Source organism: Mycolicibacterium obuense, assembly GCF_055397605.1.
This window is the reverse complement of sequence record NZ_AP043663.1, coordinates 4,424,782-4,438,973: the sequence shown is the minus strand read 5'-3', so window position 1 is coordinate 4,438,973 and position 14,192 is coordinate 4,424,782. Positions and strand designations below refer to the sequence as shown.

Annotated in this window: 15 protein-coding genes; 11 read left to right on the top strand and 4 right to left on the bottom strand. The window is 62.5% G+C overall.

Features of this window, described 5'->3' with window-relative positions:
* Positions 1–56: 56 nt before the first annotated feature.
* Together ACZ50N_RS21280 and ACZ50N_RS21275 are read right to left on the bottom strand one after the other, a co-directional pair.
* Positions 57–179, bottom strand: a complete 123-nt coding sequence (locus tag ACZ50N_RS21280) for a hypothetical protein (protein WP_464473716.1) — start codon at positions 177–179, stop codon at positions 57–59.
* Positions 180–272: 93 nt separating this feature from the next.
* Positions 273–680, bottom strand: coding sequence for a hypothetical protein (locus tag ACZ50N_RS21275; protein WP_464473715.1), 408 nt, complete (start codon positions 678–680; stop codon positions 273–275).
* A 2,144-nt stretch (positions 681–2,824) separates the two neighbouring features.
* On the opposite strand from ACZ50N_RS21275, the gene ACZ50N_RS21270 reads away from it, so the two are divergent.
* The 11 genes from ACZ50N_RS21270 (at position 2,825) to ACZ50N_RS21220 (ending at position 13,211) form a co-directional block, all read left to right on the top strand.
* On the top strand, positions 2,825–4,363 hold the full coding sequence (locus ACZ50N_RS21270) for a hypothetical protein (protein ID WP_464473714.1): 1,539 nt from the start codon (positions 2,825–2,827) through the stop codon (positions 4,361–4,363).
* Positions 4,364–4,656: 293 nt separating this feature from the next.
* Positions 4,657–4,965, top strand: a complete 309-nt coding sequence (locus ACZ50N_RS21265) for a hypothetical protein (protein ID WP_464473713.1) — start codon at positions 4,657–4,659, stop codon at positions 4,963–4,965.
* A gap of 159 nt (positions 4,966–5,124) precedes the next feature.
* Positions 5,125–6,675, top strand: a complete 1,551-nt coding sequence (locus tag ACZ50N_RS21260) for a hypothetical protein (protein WP_464473712.1) — start codon at positions 5,125–5,127, stop codon at positions 6,673–6,675.
* Between the two features lie 80 nt (positions 6,676–6,755).
* Complete coding sequence (locus tag ACZ50N_RS21255) at positions 6,756–7,742, top strand: hypothetical protein (RefSeq protein WP_464473711.1); 987 nt, start codon at positions 6,756–6,758, stop codon at positions 7,740–7,742.
* A gap of 550 nt (positions 7,743–8,292) precedes the next feature.
* On the top strand, positions 8,293–8,718 hold the full coding sequence (locus tag ACZ50N_RS21250) for a hypothetical protein (protein WP_464473710.1): 426 nt from the start codon (positions 8,293–8,295) through the stop codon (positions 8,716–8,718).
* Entirely contained in the window at positions 8,715–9,008 is a 294-nt protein-coding gene (locus tag ACZ50N_RS21245; RefSeq protein WP_464473709.1) for a hypothetical protein, read from the top strand. The genes ACZ50N_RS21250 and ACZ50N_RS21245 overlap by 4 nt, the downstream gene beginning before the upstream one ends.
* Position 9,009: 1 nt before the next feature.
* Positions 9,010–9,645 (top strand): hypothetical protein, encoded by a 636-nt coding sequence (locus ACZ50N_RS21240; RefSeq protein ID WP_464473708.1) that lies wholly within the window; start codon positions 9,010–9,012, stop codon positions 9,643–9,645.
* 2 nt (positions 9,646–9,647) lie between these two features.
* Complete coding sequence (locus tag ACZ50N_RS21235) at positions 9,648–9,998, top strand: hypothetical protein (protein ID WP_464473707.1); 351 nt, start codon at positions 9,648–9,650, stop codon at positions 9,996–9,998.
* Positions 9,989–12,073 carry a type IV secretory system conjugative DNA transfer family protein gene (locus ACZ50N_RS21230; RefSeq protein ID WP_464473706.1) on the top strand — a complete coding sequence of 695 codons (2,085 nt, stop codon included), beginning with the start codon at positions 9,989–9,991 and terminating at the stop codon, positions 12,071–12,073. The genes ACZ50N_RS21235 and ACZ50N_RS21230 overlap by 10 nt, the downstream gene beginning before the upstream one ends.
* 17 nt (positions 12,074–12,090) lie before the next feature.
* Entirely contained in the window at positions 12,091–12,891 is an 801-nt protein-coding gene (locus ACZ50N_RS21225; protein WP_464473705.1) for a hypothetical protein, read from the top strand.
* A gap of 11 nt (positions 12,892–12,902) precedes the next feature.
* On the top strand, positions 12,903–13,211 hold the full coding sequence (locus tag ACZ50N_RS21220; RefSeq protein ID WP_464473704.1) for a hypothetical protein: 309 nt from the start codon (positions 12,903–12,905) through the stop codon (positions 13,209–13,211).
* Positions 13,212–13,225: 14 nt separating this feature from the next.
* On the opposite strand, the gene ACZ50N_RS21215 is transcribed toward ACZ50N_RS21220, so the two are convergent.
* Positions 13,226–13,780 carry a DNA adenine methylase gene (locus ACZ50N_RS21215; RefSeq protein ID WP_464473703.1) on the bottom strand — a complete coding sequence of 185 codons (555 nt, stop codon included), beginning with the start codon at positions 13,778–13,780 and terminating at the stop codon, positions 13,226–13,228.
* Positions 13,719–14,183, bottom strand: coding sequence for a DNA adenine methylase (locus ACZ50N_RS21210; RefSeq protein ID WP_464473702.1), 465 nt, complete (start codon positions 14,181–14,183; stop codon positions 13,719–13,721). The genes ACZ50N_RS21215 and ACZ50N_RS21210 overlap by 62 nt, the downstream gene beginning before the upstream one ends.
* Positions 14,184–14,192: the final 9 nt, after the last annotated feature.

Genomic DNA, 14,192 nt, shown 5'->3' with positions numbered 1-14,192 from the left:
CGCCAAACACAGCGAAGCTGGCGTTGGCTAGGGACCTCTGCGACAGCAGTGAAGTGTCACCATACGCTGCGTTCGGCTCCCAGTCGGTGAGTGTGCGCCAGGGCTCGGCGCACCTCGGCGGTCTGCTGCCGCAGGAGCTGAAGGTCGCGGCGCACCTCGGGTGTGAGTGTGGTCGTCATGTTGCTGAGTTTACAGGGTCGGTGTACAAATACCCTAGTAAACCGCGTATAGGGGTACTGTACGAGGTTTGCTGTTAGGTAGGCGTAACACCCCTACCGTTCGGGAATCGGCTGTCCCGTCACCCAATCCTTGAACGGGTTCTCATCGACATCGGACACAGGCGCGGCGTTCCACGTGGCATTCGGGTCAGCCAGCTTGCGCTCGAAGAAATCAGCCAACCGCTCCCGTTCGGCGTCCCGCTGTTCGGCGGTGAGAGCGGGCTCGGAGGTGAAGTCCGTGAAGGGGTTCTCGGGATCGGGCGCTGCGGTCTCCGCCTGTTCGGCTTCCGGTGACGTTTCGGGCGCTGCGTCCACAATGTCCACGGTCGCGGCGGCGTGCTCGGCGCGTTTCTTGCGCATGTACTCCGCCTGCCGTTTCGCTGCTGCCGCCCGCCGCTTCTCCTGCTTTTCAGGGTCGGCACAGCGGCACCGTTTCCCACCTTCGGCGATGCTCTTGCACATGCCCAATTCTACCACGAAAAGACGTCATTTCCGCAGGTCAGGACGGGTGCAAGGGTGATTTTTGGGCATAACACCTCTGACCTGCATGTATTTTTCTCTGCAAAACTCTGACCTGCGGTTATGGGGGTGGCGCGCCGCGTATTGCGAAGGTGTCGTTACCGCCGACACCTTCTGACCTGCGCATATTTTTCGTGACCTGGGGCTTTGGCGCTGCGCACACGTGGACGGCTGGACGGCGCTGCGTGGGCATGTGGGGTGTGGTGACTTTTCCTGGGATCGCGGGATTGGTGGCTGCCCGCGTGCCGTGGGTGCGGCGGTCTGCGGGTGACGGTGGGTCTGTCATGGCCACGCGTGCAGTTGTGCGGTGTCATCGCACACCGTGGGACTTCCGTGGTGCGTGGATATGGGCACATCGGGCAGGCGGTCAACCACGCGCGGATAACCGCCCTGGTCGGCGCTTACGTTCCTGGCATCGGGAACGTAAGGCTCCAATCGCGGCTGTGTGCCCCGTAAAGCCCCGTACAGCGGGTCACCCGCCATCGGGTCGGATGGCGTGGGAAACGGACGCTCAGGGGCGCGTGGAGCCCCTGAGCGGTGGTCGGATGGCGTCCCGTGACGGTGTACACGGGAGAGCGCCGCTGCGGCGCTGTGAGAGCCGTTTCCGCTGGTCGTGAGGTTACCGGGAATGTGACCCTAGAGGCGGTCGTTTTCCCCTGTTTTCGCAGGTCGTCTAGGTTACCGAGGGTTCGTGGTGCGGTACCTGACGGATGACCATATGACCGACAAAAGTCATATGGTCCCGTTTTCTGCGTTTCCGCTGGTCAGCGGTACATCGGGTCACGCGCGGCGTACACCCGTGTTCCCCGTTTCTCCTGGTCACCCGCCACAGGGGACTCTGAATCTGCTGGCAGGTGCGGGTTTCGGGCGCGGCGTGTGGGTATGGGGTGGGGAAAGGGGTGCTTGGCTGTGGGTGACGTATGGCGGGTGGCTATGGCGGCTGTAGGCGGTTTTGTAGGCGGTTCTGGGGTCGTTTAGGCGATAAAGACCCCGTTTAGCCATGCCGTACAGCAGTATATCCGCAGGTCAGGGCATATTTCGCCGCTCGCATCTATGGCGGTATGGCGGTATGGCTGTCTTGAGCCCCGATATGGCGACTCCAGCCATGAATCGCCTACGCCGCTAGGGGTTTGCTCTCGTTATGAATACCTGGGGACGTGACACTTATATATTTATATACTCTGAGCTGCGGATATGCGTTTCGGTGAGCCGCGTTGTGAGAGCGGCGGCGCGTTAGCGGGAGGGGTTTTCGCGGCGCTCAAGACAGCCATACAGCCATACCGCCATAGTCATTAATCGCCTACATGCCCTCTGACCTGCGGGTATGCGTCGCGGGACACCACTTTTTCAAGGCTACTACCCCCCATAACCGCCTAGTCATCGACAAAACCGCCAAAAACCGCCTAGCGTCCTCGACCCGAAATCGCCATACGCAGCCATACGCCGCCCAAACCCTCGCGGCGGCGGTTTGGGCGGTATCCAGCCTTGCTTCCGCGCCCCCGACGCCCGCACTCGGTGTGACCTTGGTCACACATGCCTTCGATTGCCTGTATACGTCAACATAACAGCAAACTTCTTGGAGTCCGTTGCGCCCTGCCCTCACGCTGCGGTGATGGCGAAGGGTGTTACGTCGATATCTACACATATACACAGGTAGGGGACACCACTTTCTCATTTGCACTTGTTTCGAGGGGTGTCGAATTTGTAGGCGATTCTGAAATCTGGAGATAGCGTTGACGTACTGAGCAAACAATTGACGGGATGAAAGGAAAGCCGTGAGCGTAGGCATCGACACACAACTAGACGCCCTGTTCGACGTTGACGCGCCGCGCATGACGGCGACGGAAACGGCGCAGCGCTTCGGTGTCACACGCGGCGCAGTCCTCCATGCGATTCGCACAGGAAGGCTTCCAGCCCAGCGCGTGGGCAACGGGCAGCGGGTGACCGTGTGGCTAGTTCGCCCGCGCGACGCGCTCCTGATATGGGGTCACCGTCTCCACGCCGCGACCGACCGCTAAGCCCTAGAAACGACGAAACCCCCGCCCGCCGCCAAGCAAGTAGGGGGTTCCACCGGAAGGAATCTTCAAATGTCTAAGTCAAATGTAACACGGACTAACTCCGCTGACCCGTACGACCGTCCGAACCCATTCGGAGAGCCAACTGACGGCGACCTCCTGGACGACATTGAAACCACCACCAATTTCTGGAACGCAAAGCCGCAACTTCAGCGCATTCATCAGGTTGCGCGCAGCGAAGGACGTATGTCTCCGTGGGGGCTTTTGGTAGCCGTGATGGCGCACCGCCTGAGCCAGATACCGCCGAATGTGGTTCTGGTTCGCCGCAACGGTAAAGAGGGGAAGACCTTGGCAGGCGGCACCTCACTGAACACCTACGTGGCAGAGGTATCGCCACCATCAGGTGGCAAGACGGCGACCATGAGCGCCGCGAAGGAACTGGTGCCCCCGCTGGGCGGCACCATCGCAGACGGCACCGGGCAGGGCATCGTCAAAGCCTTCGCCGAGACGGTGAAGGTGTCCAAGGACGAAGAGGGTAAGCCTCTCGACACCCCCTACCTTGTGACCCGTTTCTTCCGTCATTCCGTGACCATCCACGCCGACGAGGTGGCGACCCTGAACGCCGAGTTCGCCCGTGAAGGGTCGAAGACGGGCGGCATGCTCCGATCACTGTGGATCGGCTCAGACGTAGGTATGACCAACGCCGACCGCGACCGCAACGTGTCTATCCCCGCGAACATGGCACGACTGGCGGCTATATGGGGTGTACAGCCGTACGCCGCTCAGCAGATCATGGCGCAAGCCAAGGACGGTACCCCGCAGCGGTTCCTGTGGGTACCGGCGACGGAATGCCGACCATCGACTGGGTGCCCACCCGTGGCACCTCCGCCCGCTGGTACGGAGTTTCCGTTCCCGCTGTTCGGTAACACCCCTGCGCAGCAGGCGATGGGTTCCGTGCTTCCCCACGAAATTCGGATGGACGCCGACCTCTCCGACCTCCCGGACCCGATCTGGGTTCACTGGTCACCTCAAATGACGGCGGACATTTTGGCGTTTCAGGCTGAGCAGGACGCGATGACCAACCGATTCCCGTACGCCGCGAAAACCCCCGAGCAGCAGGCAGAGGCTGATCGCCTGGTGATGGAAGGGCACCTCTTGCTGACCCGCATCAAGATAGCCGTGTGCCTGGGGTTCCTGTGGGGGCACCGCGAGCCCGACGACTTGGATTGGTGGCTTTCAGGCATCTTGCTGGAAGTGTGCGTCGCCGAGGCAGCAGGTGTGTGGTCGGTGTGCCAAGAGCAGGCTAAAGCCGACGCCGAGGCACGGGGGCATGCCCGAGGTATCGAGCAGAACGCGGCAAACGAAGTACGGGATGCCCTGGAAGAGAAGAAGTTCGCCAAGTGGCGTGACCGCGTGTACCAGGTGCTGGCTGAACGCGGCGAGTTGACACAGAGCGGCGTCGAGCAACACCTGTCCACGGCGCAGCGCAAGGTTGCGCGCGAGCTTCTTCGCGCTCTGGCGGCAGAAGGGCGAGCCGGATACGACGGCGCGCTGTGGTTCGCCATTTACCAAGGACGCAGATTAACCAAACTCCGAGTAGTGGAAGGCTGACAAATGACCATTCGAGACCCTGAGCAGGTAGTGCCTGCCATCGTCCGCAGGCTGGAACGCAACGGCGCTATGACGCGTAGCCAGCTCCAGCAGTCGTTGAGCGCGGCTAGCCGAGCGTGGCTGACAGAAGCGCTCTCCGCGGCCACCGACACGGGGCGCGTCGTCCGTCGTGACGACGGCACGTACACCCTGCCGATAGCGGTAGTTCCGAGCCACCGCCGTCCCCGCGCGGTGTGGACGGGCGGTGAGTAATGCCTACCATCCACACCCCCGAGCTTTACGGCGCATACGCCGTGTACACCGACGATGAGCACAGTGAATACGTAGAGCGCCCCATCATCGGATGGGACGAACGCGGGCGTCCGCTCGTGATGTGCGGCAACGCGCTGCATACAGCGGACAACGCCCCGTTCGTGAAGGTTTCGGTGTACATGGTGGTTCGCCGCCCCGACCTTGTGAAAGAGGTTGTGGCAGCGGTGACGCAGAGCATCAACGCGGACATCGGGTCGATGTTCTGGCAAGCCGACAGCATCAACGACCTTGTGCGTAGCGCCATCCGTCAGCACCTCCGCGAGACCCGCGAAGGACGTTACGAGACATGACCACCATCGCCGCTGCTCGAAGAACAGAAAGGACAACACCTGATGGCTCTCTTCTTAAAGCCCGATCCCGCTGACATCCGAGCTGCGCGCCGTGACATTCATCGTGAAGCGCTAATCCGTGGCGTTGCGTCCATCGCGCAGTCCGCCCAGCCTGCCGCCGTGACGGCACTGTCCGAACTGCTGGACGAGGGTGTGGTCACCCGACGCGGCGACCGTGGCGTGGCGATAGCTGACGACACCGACGTGTACCGCGCAGCCCGAGCCATCATGCTGGAACTGGAGAGCGGCGGGGGCACCCTCTCTGTGGAGGGACTACACGACCGCATCGAGCACACCGCGCCCACCACCCACACAGCGTTGAACTACCTTCGCGCCCACAAACTGGTGGCACTACGTGATGGTGTGCTCACCGACCGCACCGGGGACAAGATGCGTGGACGTAAGTCCGCGCTACCGACCGAGTCGCTGGAACTGGCAGCCATCGCCGCCGCCGACGCGGCGGTACGGAAGAACATCGCCGCGTTGGGCGACTCCACTACGCGGTGGTTCAAGCACCCCGACGATGACCGCTGGACACCGGAAGCCTTACGCGACATCCGCCGTGAGACGAACGCGGTCTACCGCGTGCTGCCTCCTGGGCGACGGATGACGGTGGACAAGTTTCGTTATGAGGTTCGCAAGGTCACCGCAGACCATGTGGACGAGGTGATGGCTCGTCTGGAAGCCGCCAAGTTCATCACCGTCACGGATAGCACGGTGACCACCCACGCGGCGCTCCCTGTGCCTGAGGTGCCGAAGACTGAGAAGCCAGAAACGGTGACGCCTGCACCTACACCCATCGCCGTGGCGGCAGGCGGTGACGTTGGTGACCTGGCGTCGTTCAGTGGACCCGAGACACCGAATCCCGACACCAAGCCAGCCCCCGAGGTTGTCGAGCAGAAGCCCGAGCCCGAGCAGAAGCCCGCAGGGGACACCAATTCTTCAGCGCCTGACCCGAAGCCCGAGGGCACCGTGCAGATGGCGAAGACCACGACCGAGGTTGTCGAGACTCCCGAAACCAAGGTTCCTGAGCCCGCAAAAAGTGGTGTCCCCGAGACCACGGACACCGTTTCCGAGGGCACCGGGGCGGCGTCTACCGAGGCTCCCGATCCCGCGCCGAAGACCACGACCAACAGCGGCACCTCCGCACCGAAGACCACCAATACCAAGGGAACGTCAAAGGTCTCTCCAACCGTCTCTGCACCAGAGACCACGAAGTCCGTCACCATCGGTGACCAGATTCTCGGTGAGGTCCGCGAGCTACGCCGCGACGTGCGGCAGGCACTCGCCCCGATCACCGCACCAAAGACTGACCCGCAGCCCGCCGCGCAACTGCTCGCAGCGTCGGACCCGATGACGCGCAAGGTTCTGGTTCGCGTCGTCGTCTGCCTGCACGTGCGGGGCGAGATGACCCGCACCGCCCTGCGCAAAACGATGAACGGGAAGCGAGCGACTTACCTCCCTGAAGCGATCAGGCTCGGGCTCCGCTTGGGGGTGCTCGATGCAAACGCGCAGGACGGCAAGGCGCTCAGGCTCATCGACCACAGCAAAGTCATCAGCACCGCCGATTTGGAGCGTCTCGCTGCTGAACAGCGTGAGCGTGATGGCGGCGAGGAGGACAACGGTCTTCTAGGTGGTATCGCACGCACGTTGGTAGGGGCTGTCTCATGACACGCCGCGCCTACCGTGTCACGTCCCACGCCGCCATTGGCGTGAGCGAGTTCTGGAGAGAAGGTTAGGAGTTAGCTGGAATGAGTACCGGAGAGGGGTACGGCGTGTCCGAGAAAACCAAGACCCGTTGGTGGAGAAACCCCGACAAGGGGGCGCTGGCGGCGCAACTGCTGCTCATCACCGTGGTGGTGGCGAGCTGCTCTATCAACGTGGTTCACGGTGTCACCGTGGCGACGGATGCCGAAGCGAGCCCGTTCCGTATCGGCGCTGCTGGGGTGGCTTCGGTGTTCGCACCTATCGTCTTCTTCGCCCTGGCGGAGGTTGTCCTACTGACCTGGAACCGCGAACTACCGCGCGCTGGACGGCTGTTCCTGAGCGGGTTGGTTCTCATGGTGGGCGGCGCGGCTGGATGGATGAGCTTCATGGATCAGGTGGGCTTCGCCCGCACCATCCTGCACATGGGCGAGGGCGACATGCGAGCCTTCGCCCTGCCGTTCATCACCGACGCGGCGGCTGTTGCCATGACATGCCTGCTGTTTCTGATGAAGGACGCACCGACACGCAAGCGCAAGCCGAAAGAGCGCAAAGAGGAGGCTCCCATCGCTCGAATCGGCATCCTGCGGAAACTGTGGATCAACCTGGTAGGCGGCGCGGCGACAGTACCAACAATGCCGCTGACACCCGAACGACAGCCCATCGACACCCTGTCACCGACGGTTCAGCGACAGCCGAACGACAGCGCGGCGACACCTACGCCCGTCATCGACACCCCGTCATCGACACCGTTGCCGACACTCCCAGCGACACCTGTGGCTGTCATCGACACGACTGTTGCTGACGACATCGACGCCGACGATCTTGCTTTCGCCGCCGTTGTCATCGAACGCGCGAACGTGAAGCAATCGCCCGCGACAGTTCATCGTGTGATCGAAACTCTGCGCGAGACGAACGGGAACCTGAGCGCGGCGGCGAACGCGGTGGGACTCAGCCGCGACCCGGCACGGAAGATCGCAGCGGCTCTGGCGGACATGGAAGCCGAGCGTGGCGCTCTCACGGCGGTGGGGTAGCCCTCCCGCCCGCTATACCGAGAACCCCTCACACGCCTCTCCCGTGTGAGGGGTTTTTCTTTTGCTCTCAGCCCGAGCGGCGTTACGGGATATGTATGGAGAGACCAGAGAGACCAGTCTCTCCATACATGCGGCGACACGGTATGTGTCCTCAAAATCCCTAGTCTGACGTGCGCACTTTTAAACGTTCTCCGAACACCAGCGGGCGGCTCTCAGGGCAGTGGTCTCTATTACAGAGACCATTACGAAGACCGTTACGACCCCCATTCCAAACCCCACCAACCACCATTCCAAACCCCACCAAAACAGTTTGCCTGTTACTCCGATATATACACCCAGCCCGCCCCGATGACCTATATCAGTGGCTGGCTGAGCTGGGGAAATGAGGCGGGATAGAGAAAGTATCGGCGTGTCGAGTTGACAGAAGAAGAATTTGCTAATCCATGCTACCCTCATAACTAGCACCATAAATGGCACTAAATGTCAAGTCGAAGTGATAACGCGACATTAGCGCCCACCACATCGCCCTATATAGAGAGAAGAAAGAGAAATGGCTCCCACACCCACACCATCCCCTGAAATCCCCACCCTGTCCGACTACCTCGGCTCGGATGGCACGTCCCCCTCGCTCGATTCGGTTCTTACCGAAATCGCCGAATCTGCCGATCCCAACGCGCCCTACGGCGAAAAGCTGGACGCGGCGCTCGATAGCGTTTCCCGAACCGTCTTCGGCATCGACTATGTGCCTGACACCGGGCTCATCATCACCGCATCACCTGTCGTCCTTCTGGTGACCCTCGCAACGGCGGTCATCCTCGTCGCCATAGTCGTGGCTCGCCGCGCCCGCCGTTCCGATGAGCCAAGCTCTCGTGCTCGGTTCCTCGCGGAACGTGAGCGGGCACGGCTCGCGCAGCGCGAACGCGACGCGCTCGCGAAGGTCGCCGCCGCCAAGGCAGCAGAGGACGGCGAGTCATGACCCACTACCCTCACGACCCCCTCTACGCGGCGCGCCGCAAGGCGCAGGGCTGGTGGATGGTGACCGCCGCGACGTTCGTCCTGGGACTGATCCTCAGCGTCAGCTACAACGCGAGCCTGACCCCCTCAACCAACCCCTACATCCACACGGCTTCACCAACGACCCTCACCTACGTCCTCCTAGCCATCGGGCTGGTGAACGGGATCGTGGGAACCGTCGCCTTCATCGTCGCCATCCGCGCGACCCGTGACCACGGGCGCATCAAGCGTGAGACCTACGGAGGTTTCTGACATGAAGACCCTCACAAAGATCGCGCTCATCGCCGCAGGTGTCGCCATCATTTTCGGTGCCTTAGCAGGGGTGAGCGGCGCTATGGTGTCCGACCCGTGTGGGGCGCTGGCATCGAAGAGAGACGCCGCGTACACGGAGTACACCGCGGACACCACATCAGCGCAGAAGAAGACGACCTGGCTGAGCGCCATCACCGACCATGAACGGTGCCAGGGCGCGCACAAGTCCAAGAAGAACACCATGACATCAGTGTTTGCTGTGCCCGCCGCGCTGGCGGGGCTGGTGGCTATTCTGGCGGGCTTTTGGGCATCGGTCAGCGCCCTCACCCGACCGATGGACAGGGCGCTCTCACCGACCGTCACCGCCGCCGCTGACGCCGCCGCTCGTCAGGCAGCCGCAGCCCGTCAGGCTCATGTAGCGCGCGCTGAGCGGCGTCAGCAGGGGTACGGCGGGTATCCAGCAAACTACGGCGCGGGTACGGATGGTGCTGGATACATCGACGCTGAGGTGGTGGATTTCCCCGAGACCGAGGGCTGGCTGAACACCGATCCTGTGCAGCCCGATCCCGAGCCTTCCCCATCTACCAACGACCGCCCGCGTGAAGGCTGGGGACGCGGCGTCCAGTTCGGAGACTGACCATGATTCGCGGCGCAGCGCGGTGGTTCGGCATCCTCCTCATCGCCATCGGAGCGATGTTCCTGTTGGGCGGTCTGATGGGCGGCGACGCCATGACGCTCATTTCCGGGGTCTTCTTCGGCGCAATCGGTGGATTCCTCTACTTCTGGGGACGCGGGAGGTCTAGGGGTGGTGTGCGCGGCGGTGACCCCGTGTACGCCGCGCAACGTGAGCGCGATGAGGCGCTCTACGCGGTGCAGCGCAGCGGGGCGCAGGCAATCGAAAACCTCCGACACCAGGAGACCGCGAAGGCGCGCGCCGCCGTTGCCCGCGCGCAGCAGCGCACAAAATCGTTGGAAGGAGCGTGGTTGTAGTGGGTCTCTTTAACACGGGCTATGTCCCGAGTGAGCGCGACCGCTGGCATCGTGCGCAGAAGGAACAGGACTACCAGCGCCGCCGAGCCGATTCACAGTTCGACGCCGCGAGGAAGATTCGAGACGGCATCCCCGCGCTCATCGAGAAGGAGCAGGAGAAGATCAAGCGCGACGCGCAGGCTGTAGTCAGTGGTATCCGCAAGTCCGCTGAGGCGGAAGAGAAACGCCTTCTCACGCAGCCTGTCACTCAGTACAGTGGTGGCGCTCACGCCAACCCGAACCCCATCATTGTCTGGCACTGGCGAGTTCCCATGCCTGAGTCCATCAACATCTCTGTCGAAGGTGTGAAAAGGAGCGACGCCGGTCCCGTTCTTGCCCTGCAACCTGGTGGTGGAATCGCGCCCGAAGACATCATCCCGAGCGCCCTTCGCAGCAAGCTGGGTGCCCGACCTGAGTTCGCCGCGTGGGCAGGCGAAGTGTCCGAAGTCTTGGCGGAGATGGAGACCCGTTACCCCGTGTTGGCGGACATCCGCGACGACAAGGTGTTCGCCAAGATGCTCAGTGCGACGGGCGTCAACAGGGACGAGAAGGGCAGCCTAGAGGAGCGCGGCGCTTACGGCACGGTGTACACCCGCCCGAGAACCGTGGTGCACGTCCCCGTGCTAGTGGGTATCGACATCACACCTGAAGGACTGGAGCTGGTTTTCCAGCATGACGATCACCGCCGCGCGGGCGACATCGGAGGCGCTGTTCTCGACCGTCTTCGCAGCGCCTTCAACGCGGGCGGCATCCACAACGCCAAGAACTTGGTGGCGCTGGACGGCGACGATGGCGAACTCATCTTGCAGTTCCGTGACGCTCCGTCCTCGTTCCCAGCAGCGTTGGCTATCGCACCCGCAGCCCCGCCCGCGACCCTGGACGACGCGAAGAAGCTCTTTGCCCGCGCCACGTGGCCCGTGGGCATGGATGCACGCGGAAACCTGATCACACCGACCGTGAAAAGCACCCGTCATTGCATTGCCGCTGGGCAGCCTGGCGTTGGCAAATCGGTCTGGGTACGCGGCGTCATTGACTGGTTCCGCGTTGGGTTGGGAGCTGAAATTTATTGCGGTGACGGGAAAGGTAGCGACTACGCCTCCTTGGCTGGACAGCCGAACATCCGCATGGTTTCTACGAGCCCCGCGCAGCATTTGCGCATGGTGGCTGAAGTGTGCGATGAGTTGGAGCGCCGCCGACAGGAGGCAGCGATCAACAAGCGCACCGACCCGCACCCCTATGACCGATACAGCCCGATCCTGCTAGTGCTGGACGAATTCGGAACGATGAAGTCCGAAATCCACGACCTGGACAAGACGAGCGCCCTGGATACGTTCATGGACAAGCTGGCGAAGATCATCAAGGTGGGGCGTGAGGCGCGCGTCATTCTGTTCATTGCGGCACAAGACATCTACGCCGACACCATCCCGATTGCTCTTCAAGATCAATTCGGGCTGGCTGTGCTGCTCGGTGTCCCCGGTGAGCGCACCATCCAAGGCAACTTCGTGCCTGAGCCCCTGCGCGACGATGCACGGCGTATCGGAGCGCGGTTGACCCGTCCCGGTTCGGCGCTGTACATCGACCGCGACGCGCAGAGGGTCATCGAAGTGCAGACCCCGTATAACTACAGCCACGGTTCAACGCCGCTGGACGCCGCGTTGACCGATGAGCAGCGCGCGGTGTGGGCGGAGTCCAAGGCGCACGCGGACGCGCTTCCGTGGTTCTACCCTCGCCTCGGTATCAACGCCGCGCCTGGGTGGGAGAAGAGCGGTACCGACGCCATCGTGAACACCGAGCTGGTGGTGATGACCGACCGTGACGGCAACTTGCTCCCCGGCGCGGAGAAGTTCGACCCGATGGACGAAACCTTCGTGGGAGCGGGTGGCACATCGACGGTGAAACCGCGCCCACGTATGTGGGATCACGACAACGACCCGTCAACGCCCGAAGTTTCCGTACCCGATGAGCCTGCAGCGCCTAGCAGCGAAAAGGTTTCGTCCATTCAGGGTGAGCAGATCAGGGGCGGGGGTGACCTGTGACGCGCAGCGTTGTAGCGGTGGACACGACCGTCTTCTACACCTCAATTGCCCGTCTGGTGGACGGTGACCCGACACCCCGATGTGGGTACTTGCACGCGGCGGACGTGACCTCGCACCATGCCCCCGCGCAAGAAATGCGGCGTCACGTTGACCTCGCCGCGCAGGTGGTTACCGCCGTGACGAAGAGCCGTTTCGGTGTTCCCGACCTGGTGACGTTGGTTCGCCCGCACATAGGCACGCAGAGCGCTGATCCAAGCGCCGCGCGGCGCGTGAGTGTGTGGTGGGAAATTGTGCGCCAACTCGACGCGGCGGGTGTGCCCGTTGGTGAGGTGTCCCTGTTGTCCGTTCAAAAGGGTGTCCTCGGATCGGCGTCCTTCGGTAAGAAGGGCACCGATGCCCTGGCGCAGTGGGTGACCGACAACTGGACGGGATGGACACCACCCCTGTTCGACGGGAAGCCTGACCCTCGCTACCGCACGACGACCCTCGCGGTTGCCGCAGCGGGGGCACTGGCAGCAGGTTTCCCCGTCCCGCAGTTGCCCGTATCGGATGACGTGGTGGTGGCTCTACGCGGCGGGATGAACCTTCCCGCTGGTTTCCGGTTACCTGATACCGCGCCGTTCGGCGCGGGCACCAAGAGACGGTTGTCCCGCGATGAGTACATTTCGGAGCGCCTGGTGGAAGTTTCGTCACTACCGATCACGGAACTCGAAACGTGGAAACCCCGAAGCCCCGAACTGAAACAGGCGCTCAAACAGCGGTTTGCACGGGAAGAAGAGCGCCGCGTGGAGGCGTCCATCATGGGAGGCGAACTGTGATTACACACCTCATGACCGCAGGTCTCGGCAACCGCAGCGATGGCACAAGCAACGGCAGCCTCGTCGCGTTGGTTGACCGCCTGGTCATGGGCAGTCTCACTATATCGGTGGGCATTTTCATCGTCCTTCTGATGTGCGCAGCCTGGGTACGTCAAAAAGGGACGGGCAGGTTCGAGGCTGGTGGCGGGAGGAACGGCGGGAATCCGATACGGGCGATTGTGCCGCCCGCAGCGGGTTTCGTGGTGTTGACGATTCTCTTGGCGGGTGTGTGGTTCTTGGTGAAGATGGCAGCGGGGTTGAGCGGCGGTATGTTCAGTTAACCGTGATTATCCGGTTAACCGACATTTGCCTTCCGCTCTCGGTACGCAGCGGCTCGACATGCACCCGAACACCACCTACCAACTGGACCTCGTTTCGGCTTCGGAACCACCCGCGAACACCATCCACACAGTGGCGCAAAACCCGTGACGCTGACCATCGAAACGGCTGTTTCTGTCACAGGTTTTAGCTCTCGGTTTGACCACAAAACCTCTACCCGCTCATGTCCTTTCAGAGGGTTGTTTGACCCCTGATATGTCGCCGCCGCCACCTCGACACGGAACCACCCCGCGTACAACTCGTCATAGAGGTCAGAGCCATACCCCGACAGCACCACCGTCGCCCTGCACTCCCGCAACACCGAAGCCAGTTCCCGATGAGCCTTCTCGCCCAGCATCTCCGTGCGGTAGTTGAACCTGCGCGTCGAGCCCAAGTAGGGCGGGTCGCAGTACAGCAGCGTGTTCACGTCACCGCCGTACCTCTCGACCACCTCAGTGGCGGGTCTGCACTCAAGCGTCACGTCCCTGACTCTCGCGGCAACCCTCTCGATTCTCTCCACGTACCTGCGCATCACCTCGCGCCGCTTCCCTGCTATGCCTCCACCCCGTGTTCGCCAACGTGCCAGAGCGCCCCTGCACCAGGGCGCTCCACACCAGCCTCGCCCGCTCCAAATCGCTTGCGTCAGAGGGTATGTGGATGGCGGCGCGGCGCTCTTCACGCGAGTGCGGGGTGAGGAAACACACCCGCGCCAGGTCTTCGGGGGTGTCCCTCAACACTCGCCAAAAGGTCATCAGGTCTTTGTCCAAGTCGTTCACGATTTCGTGCTTGCTCGGCGGTTTCGCCAGCAGCACAGCCAGGCTCCCAGCGAACGGTTCGACATATCTCACGTGGTCGGGGAACATGCTCGTGATGGTGTGTGCCAGTGAGGTCTTACCGCCGTAGTAGGGCGTGGGCGCAGCGATGGGTGTGCTCATGCAGGTGAC